This is a genomic window from Polyangium fumosum, from assembly GCF_005144585.1.
Taxonomy (GTDB): domain Bacteria; phylum Myxococcota_A; class Polyangia; order Polyangiales; family Polyangiaceae; genus Polyangium; species Polyangium fumosum.
Genome location: NZ_SSMQ01000002.1, coordinates 186421 through 212290, shown reverse-complemented (window position 1 = coordinate 212290; position 25870 = coordinate 186421). Strand labels below are relative to the sequence as shown.

The window sequence follows — 25870 nt, the reverse complement described above, 5'->3', positions numbered from 1 at the left end:
GGCACGCGCCGGGATCGCTCGACCGCCCGCGCTAGAGCACGTCGAACGGATACGCGCCGTCGATGTAGGCGCGCCCGGCGATCGCCTTGCGCAGCTCGTCGTCGTTGCGCGCGAAGTCCGAGACGTTCTGCCGCAGGCGCTTGTGGGCCATGTTCAGGTAGAGCGAGCAGAGATCGATCTCGCGCCGCGCCCCGTCCTCGCCGCGCCGCTCGATCGCGCGTGTCGTGCGGGTGAGGCACGCGGCCACGGCGAAGAGATCCATCACCATGTCGGCGATGCGGAGCTGCGTGAACTGCATCTCGGCGATGTCGCGGCCGTGCTTGCGCAGCACGTTCTCCGCCTGCACGGCGAGCTCCGAGACGTACTCCTCGAAGATCACGGCTTCGCGTCCGAGCAGCGGGTGCACGCGGGTCATGCGCTCGCGGCCGAGCGCGGCGCGCGCCTTGCGGAGCGCGAAATCGCTGAGCAGGCCGAAGCCCTTGATGGGCTCGCGCATCGCCTTCACGACCTCGGCGAGCGCCTTGCCCGGCGCGGCCATGCCCGAGAGCGCGATGAAGCAACGGAGGATGTCGTTCGTGCCCTCGAAGATGAGGTTCACCCGCGAGTCACGCAGGATCCGCTCGTACGGATAGTCCTGCATGTAGCCGATGCCCGCCGCGATCTGGAGCGTATCGTTGACGACGCTCCAGAGCGTCTCGGAGCCCTTCACCTTGCAGATCGCGCTCTCCATCGAGTAGTCGGCGATCTTCGAGTCGACGAGGCCGGCCGTGAGGTACGTCATCGACTCGAGCGCGTACGTCTCGGCGAGCATGCGCGCGATCTTGTCCTTGATGAGGCCGAAGTCGCCGATGTTCCGGCCGAAGGCGCGGCGCTCCTCGACGCGCGCGATCGCCAGGCGGAGCAGCGTCTTGCATACGCCGACGCAGCCCGAGGCGAGGCCGAGGCGCCCCGAGTTCAGGACCTCCATCGCGACCTTGAAGCCCTTGCCCACGTCGCCGACCACGTTCTCGCGGGGCACGCGCACGTTCTCCAGGAAGAGCTCGGTCGTGGAGGAGCCGCGGATGCCGAGCTTGTGCTCGTTCGGCCCGTTCGTGACGCCCATGCCGCGCTCGACGAGGAAGGCGGTGATCTTCGGCTTCGAGCCCTCTTCGAGCGCGCTCGTGCGGGCGAAGAGGGTGAAGACGTCCGCGAAGCCGCCGTTCGTGATCCAGATCTTCGAGCCGTTCAGCACGTAGGCTGCGCCGCCGTCGACCGCCTCCGCGCGGGTCTTGATCGCCGCCGCGTCGGAGCCCGCGGACGGCTCGGTGAGCGCGAAGGCCGCGACCGACTCGCCGGTCGCGAGCTGCGGCAGATACCGTCGCTTCTGCTCGTGGGTGCCGAAGAGCAGGAGCGACTTGTAGCCGATCGACTGGTGCGCCCCGAGCGTGACCGCGATCGAGGCATCCATGCCGCCGATCTCTTGCATCACGCGCGCGTAGGCCGCGGTGGAGAGGCCGATGCCGCCGTACTCGGTGGGGATTTGCAGGCCGAAGAGGCCGAGCGAGCGAAGGCCGTCCAGGACCGCCTTCGGGATCTCGTGGTCGCGGTCGATCTTGGCGCTGTCCACGTTCGCCGCGAAGAACCGGCGGACGCTGTCGAGGATGATCGACGTGCTCTGCCGCTCCTCGGAGGTCATCTCCGGGTACGGGAAGATCATGTCCTCGGCGATCACGCCGTGGAAGAGCGCCTTCGTGAAGCTTTGCTCGATCAGCGGGGGCACTCGCTCGTTGTAGCAAGTTTTCCCACGAGGATCGCCCTCGTCAGCTCGCGGACTCCTCGGTCGTCGCGGACTTGCCTTCGCCCTTCGCCTCGCCGGATTTCGGGCCGTCCTTCGAGCTCTTTGGCTCGGGCAGCTCGGCGGGCGAGTGCACGACGGGGGTCGTGTTCGCGGGCGGCGCGCCGTGCACGATGGGCGTCTTTTCGGCCTCCTGCTTCGCGCTGTCGCGTTGCCACGGGTACTTGATGCGGCCGTGGTAGAGGTTCACGAGCGTCGTCGCCATGCGCGTCGTGATGATGCGCAGGTCTTCCAGGGAGAGGCCCGACTCGTCGAGCTGACCGCTCGACAGCTTCGTGAAGATGACGCGCTGGATCATCTCCTCGAACTTCTTCTGCTCGGGCGGCCAGATCGTGCGGCTCGCGGCCTCGATGGAGTCGACGAGCATGAGGATCGCCGTCTCCTTCGTCTGCGGCTTCATGCCCGGGTAGCGGAAGTACTCCTGCGTGAGGCCACGCGGGTTTCCTTGCTCCTTGCACTTGTGCCAGAAGAACTCGACGACCTGCGTGCCGTGGTGCGTGTAGGCGAACTCGACGACGGGCTCGGGGATGCGGCCGTCGCGCAGGATCTTCGTGCCCATCACGACGTGCGCCATGATCGCGTCGGCCGAGACCTCGGGGTCGAGCTCCTCGTGGGGCGATTTCTCGCCGTGCGCGAGGTTCTCGACGAAGTACTTGGGCTGCACGGTCTTGCCGAGGTCGTGGTAGTACGCGCCGACGCGCGTGAGCAGCGCGTCCGAGCCGATCGCGCTCGCTGCGGCCTCCGCGAGGTTCGCCATCGCGCGCGCGTGCTCCCAGCTCCCCGGCGCCTCCGCGGCCATCTTCCGCAGGAGCGGTTGTTCGAGGTCGGTGAGATCGATCAGCTTTTCGCGGGACACATGGCCCATCGCGCGCTCGGCCGGATCTCGCAGCGCGCGCGCCAGGATGCCGGCGAGCATGCCGCCGCCGATGCAGGCGAGCACGTTCGAGCTCGTGCCGCGGAAGATGTCGGCGAGCACGTTGAAGCGGCCCTCGTAGACGACGGTCAGCGCGATGAACACGACCGCGCCCGAGATGCCGGCGAGCGTGCCGGCGATGACCATTTGCCGCGCGTGCTTGCGATCGAAGAAGAAGAGCGTGGCCGCGACGCCGCGCACGAGCAGCACCGACAAGAGGAGGTTGTCGAAGCGCAGGAGCGAGGCGGCGACGAAGGCGACGGCGAGATCGACGAGGAAGGCCGTGCGTCGATCGAAGGCATGCGCGACCCAGAGCGGCAGCGCCGCCATCGGCACCCAGAACTCCGGCAGCGCCGTGAGCAGGAGCATGCCCTTGGCGAGCGCGACGCTGCCCGCCATGAGGCTGAGCAGCCCGATCTGCGCGCGCAAGAGCCGCACGCGGTTCTGCCCGAAGCGCCGCAGGTACGCGGTGAGCATGAGGCAGACGATGAAATGGATGACGAACACCGAGACGAGGCGCGCCGTCGCCGGGGGCCTGCGCGTCGATTCGTAGGCGAAGGCGGCGCGGTGCTCGTCGTTTTCCTCGTGGAGGAGGGTGCCGCGCGGCACGATCACGCGGGCGTGCTCGTAGGCGAGCCGGCCCGAGCGAGCGTCGCGGACGATCCGCGGGCCGTAGGGAATTCGCAGCGTGACCGGCGCCGTTTCTCCGAGGCGAGGTGCCAGGGAGGGTACGTACAGGTCGAAGGTGCCGATGGCCGTGAACAGTGCGGCGAAAATCAGGCTCAGCACGAGGCCGGCCGTCGCCCCTGCTCGAACACGCGTGGCTAGCATCATTCGCTCGGGCCGCGGCGTGGCCTCGGCCGAATGCGGCCCGAGACGCCTCGGACACGCGGATCGGCCGACCGTAGCAGGCATTTCGCCGCGCGTCAGGGAGATCGCACGTGCCGCGCCACCCGACGAACACACACCGACCGGCCGCGCCCGGACGCCTGCAAGGACGACCTCGGGAAAGTCCAAGGATTTCGCTGACGGATCGTGGGGTTTTTGCCGCACACGGTCGAAGATTGCCGGCCGGCTCGGAACTTGCTACGCACACACAATGTCGTCCCCGCTCCGCGCGCTTCTTTCGAGCCGACGGGGCGCGCTCGTCATGGGGGTTTGTAATCGCACCCCGGACTCTTTCTCGGATGGGGGACGATTCCTGGATGATGCGGCAGCCGTTGCGCATGTGCGGGGGCTCGTGATCGAAGGAGCGCACATCCTCGACATCGGCGCCGAATCGACGCGGCCGGGTTCTTCCCCGATCGACGCGGCTGAGCAGATCCGGCGCATCGGCGGGCTCATCCGTGCGAGCGTGGAGCTCGGCGTGGTGGTCTCGATCGACACGACCTTGCCCGACGTCGCCGCGTGGGCCCTCGGCGAGGGCGCGCGCATCGTGAACACGGTGTCGCTCGAGCCTGCGGCCGAGCTCGGCGCGCTTTGCGCACGCGCCGGCGCTTCGCTCGTCCTCATGCATTGCCGCGGATCGATGACCGACATGCGCGGCTTCTCGATGTACGACGACGCCGCGTACGGGGACGTCGTCGCGGACGTCGCGCGCGAGTGGACCGAAGCGGCCGAGCGGGCGCTCGCGGAGGGCCTGCCGCGCGACGACCTCGTGCTCGATCCGGGGCTCGGGTTCGCGAAGAACGCGCGTCACTCGATCGAGCTTTGCGCGCGGCTCGACGAGCTCGCGGCGCTCGGCTTCCCGGTGCTCGTGGGGCCGAGCCGGAAATCGTTCGTCGCGCGCGCGGCAAATCCGGACGCGAGCGCGCTCGCGCCGCCGGACGAGCGGCTTGGCGGGACGATCGCCGCGGTGCTCGCGTGCGTGTCGGGCGGCGCGGCGATCGTGCGGGTGCACGACGTGAAGGCGGTGGTGCAAGCGCTCGCCGTGGCGGCGGCGATCGACGCGCGCCGAGGGGGGGACGCCTGAGCCATGCTCGACGGCCTGCTCCGCCTCTTCGCCCCGCGCCCGTTCCTGCAGATCCTGCGGGACTTCATCGACATCTTCATCGTCGCGTACGTCATCTACCGCGCGCTCCTCGTGATGCGCGGGACGCGCGCGATGCAGATGGGCCTCGGGCTCGGCATCGTCTTTTTGCTCTACCTCGCGGCGAAGACGTTCGAGCTCGTCACGCTCCTGCACCTGCTCTCGTGGCTGCTCTCGTCGATCATCCTGATCGTCGTCGTCGTCTTCCAGAACGACATCCGTCGCGCGCTGATCCGCATGGGCTCGAAGGCGTGGCTCGCCGGAGGGCGCGAGCAGCAGTCGCGCGTCATCGACGAGGTCGTGGCGGCGGCGACGGAGCTCGCGCGCCATCGCATGGGCGCGATCATCGCCTTCGAGCAGGACGCGAACGTGCTCGAGTTCTGCAAGAGCGAGGGCATCGTCCTCGACTCGGTCGTGACGCGAGAGCTGCTCGTCAGCATGTTCGTCCCCGAGTCGGTGAACAAGCTTCACGACGGCGCGGTCTTGATCCGCGACCTCAAGATCGCGCGCGCCGGCGTGTTCTTCCCGATGCCCGAGACGAAGGTGCTCGACGCGAGCCTCGGCTCCCGCCACCGCGCCGCGCTCGGCATCACGGAGGAGACCGACGCGGTCGTCGTCGTGGTGAGCGAGGAGCGCGGGACGATCAGCTTCTGCTTCAGCGGCAACATCGTCTCGAACCTCGACGGCCAGTCGCTCCGGCACGCGCTGCTCGGCCTCTTCGGGCGCTCGTCGCGCAAGAAGCAAAAGGCCGCTGCCGCGCGCAAGCCCCCGGCCCCGCCCACGCAGGCCCCGCCGCAGCCCTCGCGCACGCCGGCGATCCCGCCGCCCGCGCCGCCCGTGCGTCCGTCGATCCCGACGCCCCCTTCGGTCGGCGCGACGCCGATGCCCGGCGTTCCGGGCGCGCCCGCGTCGCGCATGCCGCAGAGCAGCGCGGCCATGCCGATGCGCCCGGCCGCGACCGTGGAGATGCCGCCGGCCTCGGTCGCGGCGCCGACCCTGCGGCCGAACACGTTCGTGCCCACGTCGACCGTGCCGCCGCCGCCGCCGTCCTCGGACCCCGCGCCCACGGCCGCGATTGCGGCCACGATGCCGCCGCCCGGCGTGGTCCCCGTGGCGCCGCAGGCCGCGACGCCTCCGAGCACGCCTCCGAGCACGCCTCCGAGTACGCCCCCCGGTCCGCCTTCGAGCGCGCCGCCGGGCACGTCGCCGACGACCGCGCGCGCGGGCGAAGGCAACCCTGCACGCGCGGGTGAAGGCGCTGGCAGCCCCACCCATGGTGACGACTCATGACGGCCAAGGACGGGCTTCGCGAGAACATCCGCGCGGCGTTGCTCGACAACATCGGGCTGAAGATCCTGTCGCTCCTCTGCGCGCTCGGGATCTACGCGTTCATCCACGGCGCCGAGAACGCGCAGCGCACGTTCTCGGTCAGCGTCGTGACGATCATGCCGCCGGAGAGCGCGAACCGGCAGCTCATGACGCAGATCCCGAACGAGGTGAAGGTCACGCTGCGCGGCTCGCGCACGCAACTCGACGACCTGCGCAGCGACGATCTCGGCACGCTCCAGCTCAACCTGCGCAGCGGACGCGAGACGAACCTCGACCTCAAGCCGAGCATGTTCCGCGTGCCCACGGGCGTGCAGATCGAGGAGGTCCAGCCGCCGTCGATCGAGCTGCGCTGGGACGACGTCGTCGAGCGCGAGATCCCGGTGCAGATCGCGCGCACGGGCGAGCCGGCGCCGACGTTCGCGGTGAAGGGCGTGATCGGCTCCGAGCCGAAGGTCGTGCGGGCGCGGGGCGCTCGCTCGATCGTGGACGTCATGCAGTACGCGCGCGCGGCGCCGTTCGACGTGACGGGCTTGACCGAGGGCGTCTACCGCCGGCCGCTCCCGCTCGACAAGCCGCCGAAGCTCGTGAACTACGACGTCGTCGACAGCGTGATCGCGACGGTCGAGATCGCGCGTGAGCTCGCGAAGAAGGAGTTCGCGAACCTGCGCGTGGAGGTCGTGGGTCTGCCGCGCGCCGTGACGACGCCGCCCACGGTGAAGGTGCGCCTCGTCGGCTCGAACGAGGACGTGAACGCGGTCTCGCCCGAGTCGCTCGTGCCGCGCGTGGAGCCGAAGAGCTCCGGCGCGGACGTGAGCAAGCCGGGCAGCGTTTACCTCGACGTGCTGCTCGAAGTGCCGCACGTGAAGGTCGTGGTCGATCCGCCGAAGGTGCTCGTGAAGTGGTGAGGGGTCGTCCCGAGGGAGCGAAGGGCTCGCTGCTCTAGCGCTCGGGGATCTTGATCTCCCCGCGGATCACGCGCTGCGCGAGCGCCTCGACCTTCTGCTTCGTGTCCTCGGGGATGCCCGCGGCGTGGGGCCCTTCGTCGACGTACCCGACGGCGCCCTCGGCGAGGCCGAACGTGCGCAGCCCGGCCTGGAAGCGGCCCTCGGCCACGTCGTGGATCGTGTCGAAGACGGCGACGTCGCCGCGCTTGATCATGCTCGTCAGCACGGTGCCGGGCATCTCGTCGTGCTGATCGGCGTCGACGCCGATCGCCTTCACGCCCATGTCGCGCGACGCCTCGAAGACGCCGTGCCCCGTCGTCCCCGCCGCGTGGTAGACGATGTCCGCGCCCGCGGCGATCTCGCTGTTCGCGAGCGCCTTGCCCTTCACCGGATCGCGGAACGCCTCGGGGGTCGTGCCCGCGAAGGCCGCGTGCACCTCGCAGCGCGGACAAACCTCGTGCACGCCTGCGCGGTAGCCCGCCTCGAACTTGCGGATGAGCGGAATGTCCATGCCGCCGACGAACCCCACGTGGCCCGTCTTCGACATGAGCCCCGCGACCGCGCCGACGAGGAACGAACCTTCCTCTTCGCGGAAACGGAGCCCCGTCACGTTCGGCGGCATCACGCCTTCCATCGGCGGCGCGTAGTCGATGCAGGCGAAGCGCGTGCTCGGGAAATCACGCGCCACCACGTTCACGTCGGTCGAGAAGATGAACCCCACGCCGATCACGAGGTCGAAGCCGCGCGCCGCGAAGAGGCGCATCGCCGCCTCGCGATCCTCCGCGCCGCTCGGCTCGAGCACCTCCGTCGTCACGCCGAGCTCGCGCGACGCGCGTGACAGCCCCTCGTACGCCGCGTCGTTGAAGCTCTTGTCGCCGCGTCCGCCGACGTCGAACACGAGGCCCACGCGCACGTTCGCGTGCGGGCCCTCCGGACGCGGCTCCTCCGCGCGTGCCGGGAGGAGCGTCGACGCAGCCGCCGCGAGCGACACGACGAGCGTGACCACGGTCAGCCGAGATCCGGCAGGGGGGCTCCTTTCGGCCATGGAACGAGGCTAGCGCAGACGCTCGTTCGATGGAGCGGCGGAGCGGCGTGGCCGCGGTATAGTCCGTACCCTCGATGCGCCCGGCCGTCCTTCTCGTCCTCGCCGCGCTCGCGTTCGCTGCGCCCGCCGGCGCACAGGCTGAGGCGAAGCCTGCGCTCCTCGATCGCGTGGTCGTCCGCTGGCATGCGCCCGAGACGGGCGGCGTCGTGCGTCCGCAGTTCGTCTACGAGCGCGAGCTCGCGTTCGAAGCGCGCATCGAGGCGATGGCCGATCCGGATCCGGAGCCCGCGCCGTTCACGGATCGCCACGTCCGCGCGGCGCTCGATCGCCACATCGCCGAGACGCTCCTCGCGAGCTTGCCCGTCCTGCCTGCGCCCGACGCGACCGAGATCGCGAGCCGCGCCGAGTCCGCGCGCGCGGTGCTCGAGCAACGCGTGAAGGGGCGCGACAAGCTCATCGCCGCGGCCAAGGCCGAGGGGATCGGCTCGGACGAGATCGACGCGCTCCTGCGCCGCCACGCCCGCGCGAGCCTCTACCTCGACCGCATGGTCGCGCCGATGCTCGCGCCGAGTGACCCGGAGCTCCGCGCGCTCTTGCGCACGGGCACGACGCCGTTCACGGGCCGTCCGTACGAACAGGTCTCGGTCGCGCTCGGTCGGTGGGTCGTGGCGCAGCGGCTCGGCGAGGCGATCGCGAGTTACTTCCAGACCGCGCGCTCGCGCGTGACGGTCACGATCGTTCGCTCGCGCTGACGCGCGCGTCAGGACGAAGCGGAGCGCGCTTCGCCGCCGACGATCTCTTGCGAGGCGGGAGCGGGCTCCTCCTCGGTGTGCGTGTGGCTGCCCTCGTAGTGATGGGCGAACGAGCGCGCGGCGCGGCGTGCCTTCAGGAACTCTGCGAAGGCCGTGAGCGTGTCGAGGTCGCGCGGGCCGAGCGCGTCGGCGATGTCGCGTAGGTTCTTGCGCAGCGTCTCCACGCTCTTGCCACGGCGCAGCTCGCGCGGCGGTTCTTCGCGGAGCTCGCGCGTGCTCGGGGCGGGCGGGGCGACGGGGGCGTCCGCAGGTTGGCCTTCTGCGCCCGTGCGCGAAGGCGGCTGCTCGGGCACCCACACGGGACGCGCGATCGGGTTCAGCGCGTGCGCGTTCAGCCACGCTTCCATGAAGATGCGGAGCCGCTCGCTGCGGAACGAGAACCAGCGCTCGCGCTCCGGGCCGTAGCTCATCAGCACGTCCTTGAAGCGGCGGAAGGCGCCCTTCCCGTCGATCGCTTGCGTCAGCTTTCCCTGCAGCTCCGGGTCCTCCACCATCGGGATGAAGCGCTCCATCCAGCGGTACTGCTCGCGAGAGCTCACGGGATCGATGCGGAGGTAGTTCGGATCGGCCGCGATGCGCGCGTGCATCTGCGGGTCCGCGACTCCGTCGACGACGCGCAGGACATCACCCGTCACGAGGTGAAGGTAAGAGTGGACCTCGGGCGCGTTGTTCTCGAACGCGTCCTCCAGCGCCTCCCAATCGATCGGGATGTCCCGGTAGACCACCCCCGAGGTGGAAGGATTTTCAGGCTTCGGCATTTCCTCCTCATCGAGCGACACGACCCGACGTGTGGCGGGCCGGCCGGGCCTCTGCAGGGGAACCAAGTGAGAACGGGAGCTCTCCGTTGACATAGAATTTTACGCTCTGTGAGGTCGCTTTGGGGTGAACTCTCGCAACATAGTGCCTGTTCCCCAGGCCGGAAGCTCGGCCATCTCCGTGCGATGGGCGCCGCCGCGACAGATTCGTCCAAGGCGTCGGGTGTGCCGGCTTGCCAAGCGTCCCACGTCTGGCATCCGAAAACAGCGAAGTAGCAGGTTCGCGCCGGAAATGCTCGTCCAGCGAGCGGCCGAGCTTGTCTGGCCGGAGTTCATCTGTCCCGGGCGGCGGATCCCGCGCTTCAAGCGCGCGACGACCGGGCGCGAGCGACGGCGTCGGCCCAGCGGGCGAGGTGGGCTTTTTGTTCCTCCGGGGGCATTCCGACCTCGAACGTCCGCTCGACCCGGGACATGCGGGCGGCGTCCCGCATGCTGCGGAAGAGGCCGGCGCCGACGCCGGCGAGCATGGCGGCGCCCCGGGCGGTCGATTCGAGCTCGATCGGGCGCTCGATCGTGAGGGCCGCGGTGTCGGCCTGGTATTGCATGAGCAGATCGTTGTTCGCGGCGCCGCCGTCGACGCGCATGCGACCGAGGGGCTTGCCGAGGTCGTCGCACATGGCGCGGAGCAGGTCCGTCACTTCGAGCGCGATGCCTTCGAGCGTGGCGCGCGCGAGGTGCGCCTTCGTCGTGCCGCGCGTGATGCCGTGGATGAGGCCGCGCGCGTCCGGGTCCCAGTACGGCGCGCCGAGGCCCGAGAGCGCGGGCACGAACGTCACGCCCTCGCTCGACGGCACGCTCGCGGCGAGCGGCTCGATCTCGGCCGCGCTGCGGATGATGCCGAGGCCGTCGCGGAGCCACTGCACGGCCGCGCCTGCGATGAACGCGCTGCCTTCGAGGGCGAAGACGACCTCGCTGCCGACCTTCCAGCCCACCGTCGTCAGCAGCCCGAAGCGGCTCGCGATCGGCTGCGCGCCGATGTTGACGAGGACGAAGGCGCCCGTGCCGTACGTGCATTTCGCGTCGCCCGTATCGAAGCAGGCCTGGCCGAAGAGCGCGGCTTGTTGATCGCCCGCGATGCCCGTGATCGGCACGCCGTCGGGCAGGTGCGGAAAGCCGAGCGTCTTCGCGATGAGCCCGGCCGAGTCGACGATCTTCGGGAGCACCGAGCGTGGGGCGCGGAAGAGCTCGAGCATCGCGTCGTCCCAATCGAGCGTCGCGAGGCTCATGAGCAGCGTGCGCGAGGCGTTCGTCACGTCGGTCGCGTGCACGGGCGAGCCGCCCATCGCGCCGCCGGACAGGCGCCAGACGAGGTAGCTGTCGACGGTGCCGAACGCGAGCTCGCCCCGCTCGGCGCGCGCGCGGGCGCCGTCGACGTTGTCGAGCAGCCACGTGAGCTTCGTGCCGCTGAAGTACGGATCGAGCACGAGGCCGGTCGTGCGTTTCACGGCGGGCTCGTGGCCGTCTTCGCGCAAACGCGCGCAGGCGTCTGCGGTGCGTCGGTCTTGCCAGACGATCGCGCGGTGGATCGGCTTGCCGGTGGCGCGCTGCCAGACGAGCGTGGTCTCGCGTTGGTTCGTGATACCCACGGCCGCGATGCGATCGCCTTTGACGCCGGCCGAGCCGAGCGCGGCCTCGACCGATTCGAGCACGCTTTGCCAGATGTCTTCGGGTTCGTGCTCGACGAGGCCGGGGCGCGGGAAGTGCTGGGGGAACTCGCGCGTCGCGCGCCCGCGGGTCGTCCCTGCTGTGTCGAGCACGAGGGCGGTCGTCCCGGTCGTCCCTTGATCGATCGCGAGCAGAAGGTCGGCGGCCATGGTTTCGGGCCTAGCCTGGGGGCCGCGCCGAGGGAAGGAGGATCGGCGCGTCGAACCTCTCGCTTAATTCCACGAGAAGGAATACACTTCTGCGCGTACCGGTTCGGCGGCCGTCTGCATTCGTGCGGGCAGGGCCTCCCGTGGTTCTCGGAATGCAAGCGCAACGGCTCACCTGATGGCTCGACTGATCCTGCAGACCGCCGAAGGGCAGCAGGCCATCGAGCTGCGGCCCGTGAACTCGTTGGGGCGCCACCCCAACAACTCGATCCAGTTGCTCGACAAGATCGTCTCCAAGGAGCACTGCATCATCGAGCTCCGCGGAGCGCAGTTTTACCTGCGTGATCTCGGCAGCCTGAACGGGACGTTCGTCAACAACGAGCGTGTCCGCGGCGAGGCTCCGCTGAAGCACGGCGACGAGATCGCCCTCGGATCGACGCGTGGCCGCTTCGATGACACGCCGTCGCCGATCGCAGGCACGGCCGGGGGGCCGCCGCCCGTGGCGCCGCCGCAGCAGCAACCGCAAGCGTGGGCCGCGACGCCGCAGCCTGCGCCCGTCGCGCCGTCCCCGCTCGCGCAGTCCGCGCACGTCCTTCCCGCGTTGCCCACGGCCGCGCAGGCGAACCGACCGCCGCAGGGCGCCTTCGCGCCGCCGCCGATGCCGCCGCGCCCGCCGCCGCAAGCCGGTCCGGCCGCGCCGAACTTGCCGCCGCGTCCGCAGGCGCCTGGGCTCCCCGCGCCGAACCCGGCGCTCGGCATTCCGGGCGCGAACCCCAACATGACGATGATGGGGAAGGGCTCGGGCGCGCACACGTTCATCACGGGCCCGCACTCGTACGTCGCGCAGGGCACGCGCATCGATCTGAACGATCAAGCGCGCCAGATCGGCACGCAGATCGCCGCGGTCGAAAAGGGGTTCTTGCCCTTCGACCGCCTCGCGAACGATCTCAACCAGCTCCGCGCCGACTACGAGCGGCTGCGCCTCTCGCACGAGCTCGCGCGCGACATCGCCTCCGAGCGCGACACGTCGAAGCTGCTCGACAAGATCCTCGCGAGCATCATCAAGTTCATCAAGGCCGACCGCGGGGTGATGTTCCTCCGCGACGACAACAACGGCGAGCTCATGCCGCGCGCCTCGCAGCGGCGCGACGGGACCACGGCGCCGATCAGCGTCTCGTCGACGATCTTGAACCACGTGGTCAAGGAGCGCGCGGCTGTCCTCACGCACGACGCGGCCATGGACTTCGCGGCCTCCAAGGGCAAGAGCATGATCCTGAACCGGATCAGCTCGGCCATCGTCGTGCCGCTCGTCGCGCCGAACAACACGCAGGACGTCCTCGGCGTGCTCTGGCTCGACTCGGAGACGCTCGCGCAGTTCCAGCCGAAGGACCTCGAGCTCGTGGTGGCCGTGGCCCACCAGGCCTCGATGTTCATCGAGATCAACATCCTCGGAAAGAAGATCGAGAACGAGATCATCGCCCGCGAGCGCTTCTCGCGGCTGCTCTCGCCGAACATCGCCGAGCGCGTGATGAGCGGCCAGCTCGAGGTGCGCCTCGGCGGTCAGCGCGTCGACGAATGCACGGTCTTCAACAGCGACATCCGCGGCTTCACCGCGATGAGCGAGAACACCCCGCCCGAAGAGCTCGTCGACATGCTGAACGAGTACTTCGAGCTCATGGTGGACACGATCTTCAAGTACGAAGGCACGCTCGACAAGTTCATGGGCGACGGGATCATGGCCATCTGGGGCGCGCCCGTGATCCACCCCGACGACGCGATCCGCAGCGTGCATTGCGCGCTCGAGATGGGCGAGGTGCTCGGCGACTTCAATCGGAGGCGCCTCGAGCGTGACCTCGCGCCGCTCGCGATCGGCATCGGCATTCACACGGGCCCGCTCGTCGCAGGCTACATCGGCAGCTCGAAGGCGCTCTCGTACACGGTCATCGGCGACACGGCGAACACCTCGGCGCGGCTCTGCTCGGTCGCGCTGGCGGGGCAGATCGTGGTCAGCGAGATGACGCACGACAGGCTCGTCGGGCGCTTCGAGACCGAGGAGCTGCCGTCGGCGAAGGTGAAGGGCAAGGAGAAGCCGCTGCGCGTGTTCAACGTGATCCGGGCGGCGACGTCGGTGCAGGTCCCTGCGAACATCCTCGCAGAACCGACGATCTCGGAGTGACCTCGGCCTGCCATGTTCGTCCTGCCATTCGAGAAGCCGGTCGCGGATTTGGTCGAGAAGGTGAGGGCCCTGCGCGCGCTCGCCGCCTCCGATCGTAGGTTCGAACCCGAGCTTCAGCGCCTCGAAGAGAAGACGTCGCGGCTCGCGCGCGAGATCTTCGCGGACCTCACGCCGATTCAGAAGGTCCAGCTCTCTCGGCACGCGAACCGGCCCTACACGCTCGACTACGTGAAGCGGCTCTTCACCGGATGGGTTGAGCTCAAAGGAGATCGGCGCTTCGCCGAGGATCAGGCGATCGTCGCGGGGCTCGCGTCGTACCACGGCCGCAGCGTCGTCGTGGTCGGCCACCAGAAGGGCCGCGGCACGAAGGAGAACGTGAAGCGCAACTTCGGCATGCCCCACCCCGAGGGCTACCGGAAGGCGATTCGCATGTACGAGCTCGCCGACAAGTTTGGCCTGCCCGTGCTCACGTTCATCGACACGCCCGGCGCGTATCCCGGCATCGGCGCCGAGGAGCGCGGGCAGAGCGAGGCCATCGGCGCGGCGCTCGCGGCCATGGCGAGGGCGCGCGTGCCGATCCTGGCGACGATCATCGGCGAAGGCGGGTCGGGCGGCGCGCTCGCGCTCGGCGTCGCGAACCGCGTGCTCGTGATGGAGTTCGGTTGTTACTCGGTCATCTCGCCCGAGGGGTGCGCGGCGATCCTGTGGAACGACGGCGCGCGCGCGGACGAGGCCGCGGCGCAGCTCAAGATCACGGCGCCGGAGCTCTTGCAGCTCGGCGTGGTCGACGCCGTCGTGGAAGAGCCGACGGGCGGCGCGCACCAGGACCACGACGAAGCGGCGCGTCGGCTCGACGAGGCCTTGTGGCCGAACCTCACCTCGCTCGACGGCCTCTCGGGGGACGAGCTCGTCGACGATCGGTATCGTCGCTTCCGCGCGCTCGGCTCTTTCCTCGCCTGACCTTTCCCGCACGGCGGGCCGGCGCTATACGCCGCGGATGTGCATCAACAGGGAGCGGCCGTGACCGTACCCGTCGCCCTCGTCGGCTGCGGCGCGTGGGGCGAGAACCTGCTCCGTGTGCTTTGCGAGAGCCCGCGGGCCGAGCTCGTCGCGGTCGCCGAGACGAGCGCGGCGCGGCGCGAGCTCGCGCGCGTGAAGGCGCCTTCCGCGGCGATCGTCGAGAGCCTGGAGGAGGCGATCGGGCTCGGCGCGCGCGCCGTGGTGATCGCGACGCCGCCGCGCTCGCATGCGTCGCTCGTGCTCACGGCGCTCGACGCGGGGCTCGACGTGCTCGTAGAGAAGCCGCTCGCGCTCTCGGCCGCGGACGCCGAGCGCTGCGCCTTGCGCGCGGCCTCGCTCGGGCGCGTGGCGATGGTGGGGCACCTCTTGCGGTACCATCCGGCGGTCGAGCGCCTCGTCGCGATGGTGCACGAGGGGGCGCTCGGCACGATCCGGCACCTCGCGGCGTCGCGCCTCTCCATTCGTGGGGATCGATCGGTGCCCGCGCTCTGGTCGCTCGGCCCGCATGATCTCTCGATCGTGCACGCGCTCGAACCGCTCCGCATCGAGGCGCTCGAAGCGACGAGTGGCCCGGAGGGGGATCCGGTCGTGCTCGGCTTGCGGCTCGCGTCGGGGTTTGACGCGCGGATCGAGCTCTCGCGCGTGCATGCGACGAAGGAGCGGCGGATCGTCGTCGTGGGCTCGTCCTGCGTGGCGATGCTCGACGACGTGCGGGCGCCGGATCGCATTTTTCTCTCCCGTTCCCCCGCGAGCAGCGCAGGGCTCTTCGAAGGGCCGGCCGAGGAGATCCGCGTCCCGTGGCGCGAGCCGATGGCCGTGGAGATCGATCACTTCCTGCGTTGCGTGGAGGAGCGCCGCGCGCCGCGCACGCCGTTGGAGGAGGGCGTGGTCGTCGTGCGCGCGCTCGGGCAGGCGGAGCGGGTGCTCGGCGAGATGGACCTCAGGCCGGCTTCGCTTCGAGACGAAGCACCGTGATCTCCGGCGCCGCGCCGAGCCGCACCGGCGGCCCTGTCGTCCCGAGCCCCGGGCTCACGTAGAGCCACGCGTCGCCTTCGCGGTAGAGGTCCGCGTGATAGCGATAGACGCGGGCCGACAGATTGTACCGCGTCGAAAGAAAGGGCACGGCGACCTGGCCCCAGTGCGTATGACCCGAGAGCACGAGCGAGGCGCCCCGCGCGGACAGATCCGGGAAGAGCTGCGGATCGTGGGCCAGCACGACGATCGGCGCGCCGTGATCGTGGCCGTCGAGCGCGCGTTGCACGTTCGCGCGGCGCGACCACGTGTCGTCGACCCCCGCGATCATGAGGCGCTCGCCGTCTCGCTCGATCGCCTTGCGCTCGTTTCGCAGCACGGCGACGCCGGCCTCGCGCAGCTTCCCCACGAGCGCCTCGCCGTTGCCGAAATAGTCGTGGTTGCCCATCACGGCGAGCACCCCGTCGCGGCTCTTCAACGAGCTCGCGAGATCGGCGACCTCGCCGTGGAACGTGTTGCCGCTCGTCACGTAGTCGCCCGTGAGCGCGACGAGGTCGACGTCGAGCGCGCGGACGGTCTCCGCCCAGCGATCGGCGTGCTCGCGGGGGCAAAGCGCGCCGATGTGCAGGTCCGACAGGTGCGCGATGCGGTAGCCGTCGAAGGCGGGCGGAAGGCCGCGGATGGGCACGTCGATCGTCCGCACGCGGACCCAGCGGCGCCGCACGAACACGCCCCAGCCGGCGAGCGCGAGCCCGAGCGCGTACGCGACGATCGCGAGCGAGCCCGACGTCGGCACGTGCGTCGCCGGCACGACGAAGCTCGCCAGCATCGCGAGGGCCAGGCTGACGAGCCACAGCGGCAGCGCGGCCACGAGGGCGCACCAGTGCACGTAGTACGGCTCCTCGACGAGCAGGCGGCGCAGGCGTGGGACCGGACGATCGGCCGACGCGAGCTGAATCCGCCCTCGAAACGCAAACGCCAGCAGCGCGCAGAGCACGAGCGTGAGGAGCCAAGGCGTTGGCGCGTCGAGGCGCGCGAGGATCGCGTGTGTGGCCATGGCGAACGTCACGTGCAGCGCGATCGTCACGGCAAAGAGGACAGTCCAGAACCTTCGCATCACCCTCGGGGCCGCCAGGAAAATGGCTGCTTTACGTCGCCCGAAGCTTCATGCTAGCGCGCGAGTCCCAAGATCACAGGGAGCAGGCACGATGAGCGATCCGAGGATCGAACCCACGATGGTCAAAGCCCCGCATGGGGCGCGGACCATGGAGATCGAGTGGGCTGACGGGCACAAGAGCGTGCTTCCGCACGAGATCCTGCGTGGCTACTGCCCTTGCGCGGTCTGCCAGGGGCACGGCGGCACCATCCATTTCGTGCCGGGGGGCGACCTCTCCCTCCGTGACATCCAGCAGGTCGGCAACTACGCCTTGCAGTTCACCTGGGGCGACCAGCACGACACGGGAATTTACTCGTTTCGATACCTCCGTTCGCTCTGCCAGTGCGACGCGTGCAAACCCACGTTCAGCCCAGGATCGGTGCCGTGAACGAAAAGACGAAGCCGGCGAAGAAGACACCCGCCGCAGGACCCAAGCCCAAGGCCGCGCCGCCGGACGGCAAAAAGAAGGCGCTCGATCCGAAGCAGATCGTGCATGCCGATTTCCTCGCCGCGGCCGCGCCGGGCTCGTCGCTCCCGGCGCCGACGATGGCCGAGATCGCGTTCGCGGGCCGGTCGAACGTCGGTAAGTCGAGCCTCATCAACACGCTCGTCGAGCGCAAGGGCCTCGTGCGCACGGGGGCCACGCCGGGCGTCACGCGGCAGATCAACCTCTTCGAGGCGCGCGCGCGGGACGGCGCGACCTTCCACCTCATCGACCTGCCCGGCTACGGCTACGCCAAACGCTCGAAGGCCGAGCGGACGGCGTGGGGGGACCTCATCGAGGGGTACCTGCGCGGCCGCATCACGCTCGCGGCCCTCGTCATCCTGGTCGACGTGCGTCGCGGCCTGGAGGAGGACGACCTCGAGCTCATCCAGTTCGTGGAGGAGGCGCGTGACGTCCAGCGCCGGCCGGTGGAGATCGTCATCGTCGCCACGAAGGCCGACAAGATCGGCCGTTCGGCGAGCCGAAGCGCGACGGCGGCGATGGCGAAGAGCACCGGGCGCAAGGTGATCGGTTTCTCTTCGGTCACGGGCGAGGGCCGCGCGGAGCTGTGGGCGCTCCTGCGCAAGGTCACGCTCGGCACGCCCGAGGCGACGTCCGTCGTGAAGGACCCGGAGCCGGAGCCTGCTTGACGGCGCGCGTGTGCGTCCTTTTCCACCGGAGCGCGGCGTGCCCGCCCTTGGGACGCGTGCCCAGCAGCACGGGAGCGTACGGCGATGCGCACCGTAAATCGGTTGACGTTCGGCCTGTGTGCTCCTTTCGTTAGGTGGCGATGACGGCGGGTGGGCGCCAGAGCCGGGCGGAGCGTGACGCGCTGGACGCGCGCGCCATGCGCCGCGTCTGTGATGGGGACGACGACGCCATCGCGGAGATCTACGATCGCCACGCGAGCGTCGCGTACGGCCTCGCGCTCAAGATCGTGCGGGACGCGCTCGAAGCCGAGGACGTCGTGCACGACGCGTTCGTCGCGATTGTCGAGCGCGCCGATCAGTACCGCGCCGAGCGTGGCACCGTCGTCGCTTGGCTCGTCACCACGGTGCGAAACCTCGCCCTCGATCGCGCGCGGCGCCGCACGCGGCGGGCGCAGATCACGGACGAAGAGCTGCGGCACGAGCCGATCGAGCCCGTGGTCGATCCCGAGTCGAGCTCGGTCCTCGACCTCGAACGCCGCGCCGTGCGGGCCGCGCTCGGTGGTTTGCCCGCGGCGCAACGCGCGACCCTGGAGACGGCGTTTTTCGAAGGGCTCAGTTATCCCGAGATCGCCGAGCGCGACGGCGTGCCGCTCGGCACCGTGAAGTCCCGCGCGGCGCGCGCCCTCTCGGCGCTGCGCGTGGCCCTCGAAGGGCCGCTCGAAATGCAAGGCGTGGGCAGCGGCGGCGAGGACGAGTAAGTCAGCGCCTCCTCTGCGCCCCCAGCGCAAACGTGATCCCCCGCGCCAGCGTGCTCAGCGTCCGGACCCCGTGCAGCTCGAGCTCCACCATCGTGCGGGCCACCTCGGACCGCACGCCCGTCAGGAGCACCTCCGCGCCGAGCAGCCGGGCTCCGCGCACCGCTTCGCAGAGCAGCCCCATCACGGCGTGATCGGCCGCGCGTAGCCCTGTCAGATCGATGATCGCGAACGTCGCGGCGCGCGTCGACACCGCGGCGAGCAGCGCGTCGACGATCCTCGCGGCGCGGCGTTTGTCCACCGAGCCGATGAGCGGCATCACGAGCACGCCCTCGGCCACGGGCAGGAGCGGCGTTTCGAGCTCTTCCAGCGTCGACTCCTGCGCCCGGATGATCTCCTCCTGCATCCGCGCGCGCTCCGACTCGGCCACCTTGCGCATCGTCACGTCGCGGTCCACGCCGCGATACCCGCAGTAGCCGCCGGCCTCGTCGAAGAGCGGTACGCCGCTCGTCTCCAGCACCACGCGCCGCCCGTCCTTGTGCACGTTGACGTTTTCCACGTCCTTGAACGGCGCGCGTGCCGTCACGATCGGGATGAAGAGGGCGCGCATGCGGGCCACCTCCTCGGGCGGCATGAAGTCGAACGGCGACTTTCCGAGCGCATCCTCCGGCTCGTAGCCCAGAAAATCGCGGATTCGCGGGCTCACGAACGTGTAGATCCCGTTCGCGTCGATCTCCCAGACCCAGTCGTTCGTCACCTCGACCAGCGTCTCCAGGCGGCGCTGGTCCTCGCGCAGGCGCCGGTTCTCCTTGCGCAGCCTGGCGAGCTCGCTCGCCGCGTCGTCGCCCCGGAATGCGACGTCGGTGTCCGTCTGCATCCGCGGAGCGTGACACGCCCGCCCGTTTCTCGCCCTGACGATGCCCTGCTCTTTCCCGCTCGATCGCGGGGCGTGACGAACGGGGCTGGCACCTTGCGACGCGCGCGACATTCTCCCGGACAGCCATGCCCGCGTATGCCGGTCCGCTCACGCCCGTCGAGGCGCCCCTCGTGCCGCTCGGCCTCGTGCCGCTCGTGCCTCTGCTCGCCGCGATCGTCGTGGCCCTCTTCGGCGCGCGGATGGGGCGATCCCGCGCGACGCACCTCGGCCTCGGCGCGACGCTGCTCGCGCTCGGGCTCGCCCTCGTCGACACCACGCGCCTCGCCTCGCTCGAACCTGCGCGCCGCGCGCTCTTCGACGTGGCCTTCCGCCTCGTGCGTATCGGCTCGCTCGACGCGAACGCCTCGTTCGCCCTCGACCCGCTCGGCGCGGGCTTCCTCCTCACGGCCCTCCTCGTCGTCGCGCTCGTGCATGTCGCCGCGAGGAAACGCATCGAGGACGATCGCGCCGCGATTCGGTTCACCGCGACGGCGTTGCTCTTTTCGTCCGGCCTCTCGCTCGTCGCGCTCGCGGCCGACGCGATCGTGTGGCTCTTCGGCTGGGGCGCCGTCGTCCTCGCGACGGGCCTCTTCGTGGTGCAGGGCAAGAGCTCGCAGCCTGCCGCGTCCGCGGGCATGCGCGCGGGCGTCGTGGCGAGCCTCGGCGGCGCTGCGACCGTCTCCGGCCTCGCCTTCCTGTTCTGGGGCCTCGGCGGCGCGTGGCTCGACGAGGGCCATTTCCTCGCGGATTTCCGCGCGCGATTCGTCCCGGTGTATGCCGAGGGTCGGATTCCCGCCGAAGCGGCGCTCGCCGAGGACGTCGAACGCCCGCGCGGCGAGCGCGACGTGAAGATCGTCGCCGAGCGCGCGGAGAAACGCGGCTTCCTCACGCTCACGAGCCACCCGGGCGCGCGTGCGTACGTTGGCATCTCCGACCGCGCGCAGCTCGCGCAGAACCCCGCGCCCTTCGCGGTCGCGCCCTTCGTGCGCCGGGAGATTGCGGCTGGCCCGCATTCGATCGTCATCGCGCCGGGCGGCGGCGCCACGGTCACCGGCGATGGCCTCGAGGTCGCCTGGATCGAGGGCCTCGTCGTCCCCGCGGGCGAGGAAGTGCGCATCACGCCGCTCGGCCCCACGGTCGCGTTTCGCGAGATCCACGATCAGCTCGTCCTCCGCGACGAGGCGGGGCGCCAGAGCGTCACGCGCTCGCTCCTCGGCAAGCTCGGCGCCGGCTCGATCGGCCTCGTCACCCTCGCGTGCCTCCTCCTCTTCGCGGGCGCCGCCGCGACGAGCGCGACCTTTCCCTTCTCCGGCTGGCTCCCGGGCGCCGCGGCGTCTCTCTCGCCCCCTGCGCTCGCGCTTGTCCTTGGCCTCGCGCTCGCGCCTGGGCCGCTCCTCCTCGTGCGCCTCTCCGACCTCTTCACGTTGAGCCCCATGGCTGCCGGCGTCGTCACCATCTTCGGCGCGTTCTCGGCCGTGGTCGCGGCGCTGCGTGCCGTGCTCGACCCACGACACCCCCATCGCCTCGTGTACGGCGCGCTCGCCGCCACGGGCCTCGCCTTCGTCGCGGTGGGCCTCGACGAGCCTGCCTTCGCTGTCGTCCTCCTCGCCCTCCATGCGCTCGTGCGTGCGGCGACTTGCCTGCGCGCGACCGAGCGTGGCGAGACGCGACCTGCGAAGACCTTCCCCGGCGCGCGTCTCCTCCTCGAAGGCACCGGCACGAAGCTCGGTGAGGTTCTCTTCGAGGCGGCCACCACGATCGCGCGCGGCGCCTCCAAGCTCGTCTCCGCGATCGACGACCTCGTCCTCGGCTTGCCCGCGCGCCTCTTCGAGCGCCTCTTCTCCCTCTTCGCCGCGCTCGTGATCCTCGGCCTCGCCGCCCCTGCCTTCGCGGACGAGCCTGCGGGCCGCGCTGTCCTTCGCCCCGAGTTCGGCGGCGATCATGTCGAGCTCTCCCTCGCGCCCGACGGCGAGCACATGACGGGCGCGTTTTTCCTCCGCAACGAAGGCCCCGGCCCGATCGAGCTCTCGCGCGTCGACGTCCGCTCTTCCGCGAACGATCCACGCCTGCCGCCCGGCATCACCGTCACCGTCGAAGGCCCGCGCGCCTCCACGCGCATCCCGCCGGGCCAGGAGCGCCGCGTCAGCATCCGCTGGCGGTACGAATCCGCCCGCGCCCGCGAGCTCTACGGCCAGGTCCTCGTCGAATCGAACGCCCGCGCCGGCGACGGCGCCGAACCCGGCCGCCCCCTCGCCCTCGCCATCCACGCCGAACGCCCGCTCGGCCTCGGCTTCCTCGGCCGCACGCCGCTCTCCGTCGTCGTCTTTTTCCCTCTCCTCGGCACGCTCCTCGCGCTCCTCCTCCGCGTCACGCGCCGCGACAGCCCCCGTGTCCTCGCCGCGACGAGCGCCCTCGTCCACGGCTCGCTCCTCGCCTTCGTCGCCTGGCTCTGCGTCCGGTTCGACCGCGCCTTCAGCCCCGCCGACGGCAACGACGGCTTCCAGCTCCTCGAGCGCGGCCGCCTCTTCCCTTCGCTCGGCGTCGAATACTTCCTCGGCGTCGACGGCATCTCCCTCGCGCTCGTCGCGGCCGCCGTCCTCCTCGCCTTCGTCGCCTCGATCTCCAGCGCCGGCTTGCGCGACCGCGCGGCCACCTACCACGCCTTCGCCGGCGTCTTCCTCACGGCCTCGCTTGGCGTCCTCGTCTCGCTCGACCTCTTCCTGTTCTGCGCGTTCTGGCTCCTCGGCCTCCTCCCCACGAGCCTCCTCGTCGCGCGCCGCGGCGGCCCGGGCCCGCGCCGCGCCGCGGCCCGTGTCCTCGTCTCGTCCCTGATCGGCGCCGCGCTCCTCTGCGCTGCGTCCTGGTTCCTCTGGCAACACGCCGATCCCACGTACCTCGCGACCGGCGAATCCGTCCGCCGCTCGGCCGCGATTCCGGAGCTCGCGCGTGTGGCCTGGGTCGACAAGGGCCTTGTCATTGGCGGTTTTTCGGCCGTGAAGGTCCTCTGGACCGCGCTCTTCGCCGCTTTCGCACTCCGCATGTCGGCGTTCCCGTTCCCCGGGTACCTCGCGGACATGCATGCCGAATCCGACGCGCCGACGAGCGTGCTTCTCTCGGGCGTGCTGCTCTCGTCGGGGGTGTACGGCATGTTGCGCCTCAACGTCGGCGTCTTGCCGGAGGGCATGCGCTGGGCGGCGACGACGATCTCGATCCTCGGCGCGGCGGGCATTCTGATCTCCGCGCTCGCGGCGATCGCGCAAGACGACCTCAAGCGCTTCTTGGCGCGGATCGCCGGTGCACACGGAGGGATCGCGCTCCTCGGGATCGGAACGCTCACGCCGCAGGGATTCGAGGCGAGCGTCGTGGTGGCGGCGACACACGGCGTGATCCTCGGCCTGCTCTTCGTGCTCGTGTCGGTCCTCGAATCGCGGGTCCAGACGCGGGACCTCGGGCGATTCGGTGGCCTCTCGCGGGAGATGCCGCTCTTCGCGACGCTTTTTGGCCTCGGCCTGCTCGCGTCCCTCGGATTGCCGCTGCTCGCGGGCTTTTGGGGGCCGCTGCTCGCGCTTTGGGGCGCGTTCGCCCGGGAGCGGGCGATGGGCGTCTTCGGGGCGATCGGAATCGTGGCGCTCGCGGCGGTGCACATCTTCGCGATGGGGCACCTTCTCTTTGGCGAGGCCCGCGGGGAGTGGCAGACGAGCAAGTACCTGGAGCCGTTCGGCGGCAAGTTCCCCGCCATGTACAGGCGCGAGCTCGCGGCGGCGTTGCCCCTCGCGATCGGATTGGTCCTGCTCGGCGTGGCGCCGCGGCCGCTCCTCGGCATGGTGGATCAGGCGTGCCTCGGAATGCACAGGCTCGTCGATCGACCGGGGCCTTTGCAGATTGCGTCGACGGAGCAGCCCCGTGGGCGCGTCTGAGCGATGACGCGCACGGCCAGAACGAGCGCGCCCAAGCCGCCCGCCGAGGGCGGAGGCGTCGGTGACTACGAGGCGACGTTATGGGCGGCGGCCGACAAGCTGCGGAGCAGCCTCGACGCCGCGGAGTACAAACACGTCGTCCTGGGGCTCATCTTCCTCAAATACATCTCCGACGCCTTCGAGGAGAAACACGCTGCCCTCTCCGCCGTGGCCGGCGCCGATCCCGAGGCCCCGGCCGCCTATCGCGCCGACGGCGTCTTCTGGGTCCCCCGGGAAGCGCGCTGGTCCTTCCTCGCGGATCACGCCGCCGCGCCCACCATCGGCAAGCTCGTCGACGAGGCCATGCTCGCGATCGAGCACGAAAACCCTGCACTCGCGGGCGTCTTGCCCAAGGACTATGCCCGGCCCGCGCTCGACAAACAGCGCCTCGGCGAGCTGCTCGTGCTCTTCGGCGACATCGGCTTCAAGGACAAGGCGAAACGCGGCCGCGACGTCCTCGGCGACGTGTACATGTACTTCCTCGGCCATTTCGCCGCGGCCGAGGGCAAACGCGGCGGCCAGTTCTACACGCCCAAATGCATCGTCGAGCTCCTCGTGGAAATGCTCGCCCCGTACAAGGGCCGTGTCTTCGACCCGTGTTGCGGCTCGGGCGGCATGTTCGTGCATAGCGAGAGGTTCGTCGAGGAGCACGGCGGGCGCATCGGCGACCTTCGTGTGTACGGCCAGGAGTCGAACCCCACGACGTGGCGCCTCGCGAAGATGAACCTCGCCATCCGCCAGCTCGAAGGCGACCTCGGCGCCGAATGGGCGGACAGCTTCCAGCGCGACCTGCACGAGGGCCTCGAGGCCGATTACATCCTCGCGAACCCGCCCTTCAACGACTCGGACTGGGGCGGCGTGCGCCTGCGCGAGGACCCGCGCTGGACGTTTGGCCTGCCGCCCGTGGGCAATGCGAACTTCGCGTGGGTCCAGCATTTCCTCCACCACCTCGCGCCCACGGGCGTCGCCGGCTTCGTGCTCGCGAACGGCAGCATGTCGTCGCAGCAATCGGGGGAGGGAGAGATCCGGAGAAAACTCGTGGAGGCGGACCTCGTCGATTGCATCATCGCGCTGCCCGGCCAGCTCTTCGACTCGACGCAGATCCCGGTGTGCTTGTGGATCCTCGCGCGCGACAAGAAACACGGGATCGGCGAGCAGGGCAAACGGCTCGGGGACCGCAGCGGGCACGTGCTGCTCCTCGACGCGCGGAATCTGGGGACGATGGTCGACCGCGTGAAGCGCGTCCTCACCGCCGAAGACATCACGAAGATCGCCGACACCTACCACGCCTGGCGCGGCGAACGCGAACCGGTCCGATATGCCGACGTGCCCGGCTTTGCTCGCTCCGCGACGCTCGCCGACATCCGCGCGCACAAATACGTGCTCGTCCCGGGCCGCTACGTGGGCTTCGAGAGCCGCCCGCAGGCGACGTGGGATCACGGCGCCTTGCAGGCGGAGCTCGCCGAGATCCTCGCGCGGTTCCAGCAGATCGATCGGGCCTCGAATGCGGCCTTGCGCGTCCTGGAGGACCTCCTCCGTGGCTGAGCCGTATTTGATCTGCCCGAAGAGCTGGCGCCGGAGCACGCTGGAGCCGGACGGAGACTTGATCACGCGCGTCGACAGCGGCGGCACGCCGAGCACGTCCGTTGACGCCTACTGGGACGGCGACCTCCCCTGGCTCACGCCAAAAGAAATCACGAGCCTGCAGGACGGCCTCTTCGTCTCACGCACGGAGCGCTCGATCACGCAGCTCGGCCTGGAACACTCCTCGGCGAAGCTCCTGCCCCCCGGGACCGTCATGCTGAGCAAACGCGCGCCGGTCGGGGCCGTCGCCGTGAATGCCGTCCCGATGGCGACGAACCAGGGTTTTTTGAACTTCCGCTGCGGCCCGGCCTTGCGCCCGCTCTACCTCGCATATTGGCTGCGCGCGAACCGGCCTTACCTCGACAAGGTGGCGAACGGCTCGACGTACCCGGAGCTTTACCAGAGCGACCTCTTCGAATTCGAGCTCGCCGTGCCCCCGCTGGATGTCCAGGATCGTATCATTGAAGTCCTGAGCGCCCTCCAATTCGCCGCGCTCCTCGGCCTCCCGCTCGAACAATCCGTCACGCGCCCCGAGGCGATGGTCGCGCTCCAGGCGCAAAACCGACGCCTTTCGAGCATCCGCGACGCGCTCCTCCCGCAGCTCCTCTCGGGCGCGCTCGACGTATCGAAGAAGCTGTGACGATCGCGCGTCCCATGGCCTTATCCTGA

General features: G+C 70.1%; 20 protein-coding genes. 13 read left to right on the top strand and 7 right to left on the bottom strand.

Translation table 11 applies throughout. The features are described 5' to 3' along the window. Window positions 1-31: 31 nt before the first annotated feature. The gene (locus E8A74_RS02855) at window positions 32-1759 is read right to left on the bottom strand and encodes an acyl-CoA dehydrogenase family protein (protein WP_136927340.1); all 1728 of its coding nucleotides are present in this window, start codon (window positions 1757-1759) and stop codon (window positions 32-34) included. A gap of 40 nt (window positions 1760-1799) precedes the next feature. After that, window positions 1800-3536 (bottom strand): HDIG domain-containing metalloprotein, encoded by a 1737-nt coding sequence (locus tag E8A74_RS02850; protein ID WP_232379344.1) that lies wholly within the window; start codon window positions 3534-3536, stop codon window positions 1800-1802. A 310-nt stretch (window positions 3537-3846) separates the two neighbouring features. On the opposite strand from E8A74_RS02850, the gene folP reads away from it, so the two are divergent. The 3 genes from folP to E8A74_RS02835 are packed head-to-tail and all read left to right on the top strand — an operon-like array spanning window position 3847 to window position 7010. Continuing rightward, a complete protein-coding gene (folP, locus tag E8A74_RS02845) occupies window positions 3847-4719 on the top strand; it encodes a dihydropteroate synthase (protein WP_232379343.1) in 873 nt (290 codons plus the stop codon). Between the two features lie 3 nt (window positions 4720-4722). Then, complete coding sequence (cdaA, locus tag E8A74_RS02840; protein WP_232379342.1) at window positions 4723-6066, top strand: diadenylate cyclase CdaA; 1344 nt, start codon at window positions 4723-4725, stop codon at window positions 6064-6066. Further along, window positions 6063-7010 carry a CdaR family protein gene (locus tag E8A74_RS02835; RefSeq protein WP_136927339.1) on the top strand — a complete coding sequence of 316 codons (948 nt, stop codon included), beginning with the start codon at window positions 6063-6065 and terminating at the stop codon, window positions 7008-7010. Before cdaA ends, E8A74_RS02835 begins: the two co-directional genes overlap by 4 nt. 34 nt (window positions 7011-7044) lie before the next feature. On the opposite strand, the gene E8A74_RS02830 is transcribed toward E8A74_RS02835, so the two are convergent. Continuing rightward, complete coding sequence (locus E8A74_RS02830; protein WP_136927338.1) at window positions 7045-8094, bottom strand: BMP family lipoprotein; 1050 nt, start codon at window positions 8092-8094, stop codon at window positions 7045-7047. A gap of 74 nt (window positions 8095-8168) precedes the next feature. Between E8A74_RS02830 and E8A74_RS02825 the strand changes: the two genes are divergently transcribed. After that, window positions 8169-8846, top strand: coding sequence for a hypothetical protein (locus E8A74_RS02825; protein ID WP_136927337.1), 678 nt, complete (start codon window positions 8169-8171; stop codon window positions 8844-8846). A gap of 8 nt (window positions 8847-8854) precedes the next feature. On the opposite strand, the gene E8A74_RS02820 is transcribed toward E8A74_RS02825, so the two are convergent. Both E8A74_RS02820 and glpK read right to left on the bottom strand, forming a co-directional pair. Next, a complete protein-coding gene (locus tag E8A74_RS02820) occupies window positions 8855-9664 on the bottom strand; it encodes a UPF0158 family protein (RefSeq protein ID WP_136927336.1) in 810 nt (269 codons plus the stop codon). 359 nt (window positions 9665-10023) lie between these two features. Further along, complete coding sequence (glpK, locus tag E8A74_RS02815; protein WP_136927335.1) at window positions 10024-11535, bottom strand: glycerol kinase GlpK; 1512 nt, start codon at window positions 11533-11535, stop codon at window positions 10024-10026. A 175-nt stretch (window positions 11536-11710) separates the two neighbouring features. Here glpK and E8A74_RS02810 point away from each other — a divergent pair, with 175 nt between their 5' ends. From E8A74_RS02810 to E8A74_RS02800, 3 genes are read left to right on the top strand one after another with little or no spacing between them, the layout of a single operon-like run. Then, window positions 11711-13708, top strand: a complete 1998-nt coding sequence (locus tag E8A74_RS02810; protein WP_136927334.1) for an adenylate/guanylate cyclase domain-containing protein — start codon at window positions 11711-11713, stop codon at window positions 13706-13708. A 12-nt stretch (window positions 13709-13720) separates the two neighbouring features. Next, window positions 13721-14668, top strand: coding sequence for an acetyl-CoA carboxylase carboxyltransferase subunit alpha (locus E8A74_RS02805; protein WP_136927333.1), 948 nt, complete (start codon window positions 13721-13723; stop codon window positions 14666-14668). Window positions 14669-14728: 60 nt separating this feature from the next. Further along, entirely contained in the window at window positions 14729-15703 is a 975-nt protein-coding gene (locus tag E8A74_RS02800; protein WP_136927332.1) for a Gfo/Idh/MocA family protein, read from the top strand. Here the strand turns inward: E8A74_RS02800 and E8A74_RS02795 are convergent. Further along, window positions 15669-16817 (bottom strand): metallophosphoesterase, encoded by a 1149-nt coding sequence (locus E8A74_RS02795; RefSeq protein ID WP_136927331.1) that lies wholly within the window; start codon window positions 16815-16817, stop codon window positions 15669-15671. The two genes, E8A74_RS02800 and E8A74_RS02795, sit on opposite strands and share 35 nt — an antisense overlap. A gap of 91 nt (window positions 16818-16908) precedes the next feature. Between E8A74_RS02795 and E8A74_RS02790 the strand changes: the two genes are divergently transcribed. The 3 genes from E8A74_RS02790 to E8A74_RS02780 all read left to right on the top strand — a co-directional run bounded on the left by E8A74_RS02790 (window position 16909) and on the right by E8A74_RS02780 (window position 18748). Continuing rightward, on the top strand, window positions 16909-17244 hold the full coding sequence (locus E8A74_RS02790; protein ID WP_170228805.1) for a gamma-butyrobetaine hydroxylase family protein: 336 nt from the start codon (window positions 16909-16911) through the stop codon (window positions 17242-17244). Beyond that, on the top strand, window positions 17241-17990 hold the full coding sequence (yihA, locus tag E8A74_RS02785; protein WP_136927329.1) for a ribosome biogenesis GTP-binding protein YihA/YsxC: 750 nt from the start codon (window positions 17241-17243) through the stop codon (window positions 17988-17990). Before E8A74_RS02790 ends, yihA begins: the two co-directional genes overlap by 4 nt. 140 nt (window positions 17991-18130) lie before the next feature. Beyond that, the gene (locus E8A74_RS02780) at window positions 18131-18748 is read left to right on the top strand and encodes an RNA polymerase sigma factor (RefSeq protein WP_136927328.1); all 618 of its coding nucleotides are present in this window, start codon (window positions 18131-18133) and stop codon (window positions 18746-18748) included. Window position 18749: 1 nt separating this feature from the next. Here the strand turns inward: E8A74_RS02780 and E8A74_RS51800 are convergent, their stop codons facing one another. Then, complete coding sequence (locus E8A74_RS51800) at window positions 18750-19622, bottom strand: PAS domain S-box protein (protein WP_211365272.1); 873 nt, start codon at window positions 19620-19622, stop codon at window positions 18750-18752. 125 nt (window positions 19623-19747) lie between these two features. On the opposite strand from E8A74_RS51800, the gene E8A74_RS02770 reads away from it, so the two are divergent. The 3 genes from E8A74_RS02770 to E8A74_RS02760 are packed head-to-tail and all read left to right on the top strand — an operon-like array spanning window position 19748 to window position 25841. Next, window positions 19748-23578: an NADH-quinone oxidoreductase subunit M gene (locus tag E8A74_RS02770; RefSeq protein WP_136927327.1), complete on the top strand. Its 3831-nt coding sequence runs from the start codon at window positions 19748-19750 to the stop codon at window positions 23576-23578. 3 nt (window positions 23579-23581) lie between these two features. Next, window positions 23582-25162: a type I restriction-modification system subunit M gene (locus E8A74_RS02765; protein WP_136927326.1), complete on the top strand. Its 1581-nt coding sequence runs from the start codon at window positions 23582-23584 to the stop codon at window positions 25160-25162. Next, complete coding sequence (locus E8A74_RS02760; RefSeq protein WP_136927325.1) at window positions 25155-25841, top strand: restriction endonuclease subunit S; 687 nt, start codon at window positions 25155-25157, stop codon at window positions 25839-25841. The genes E8A74_RS02765 and E8A74_RS02760 overlap by 8 nt, the downstream gene beginning before the upstream one ends. The last annotated feature ends 29 nt before the right edge of the window (window positions 25842-25870 follow it).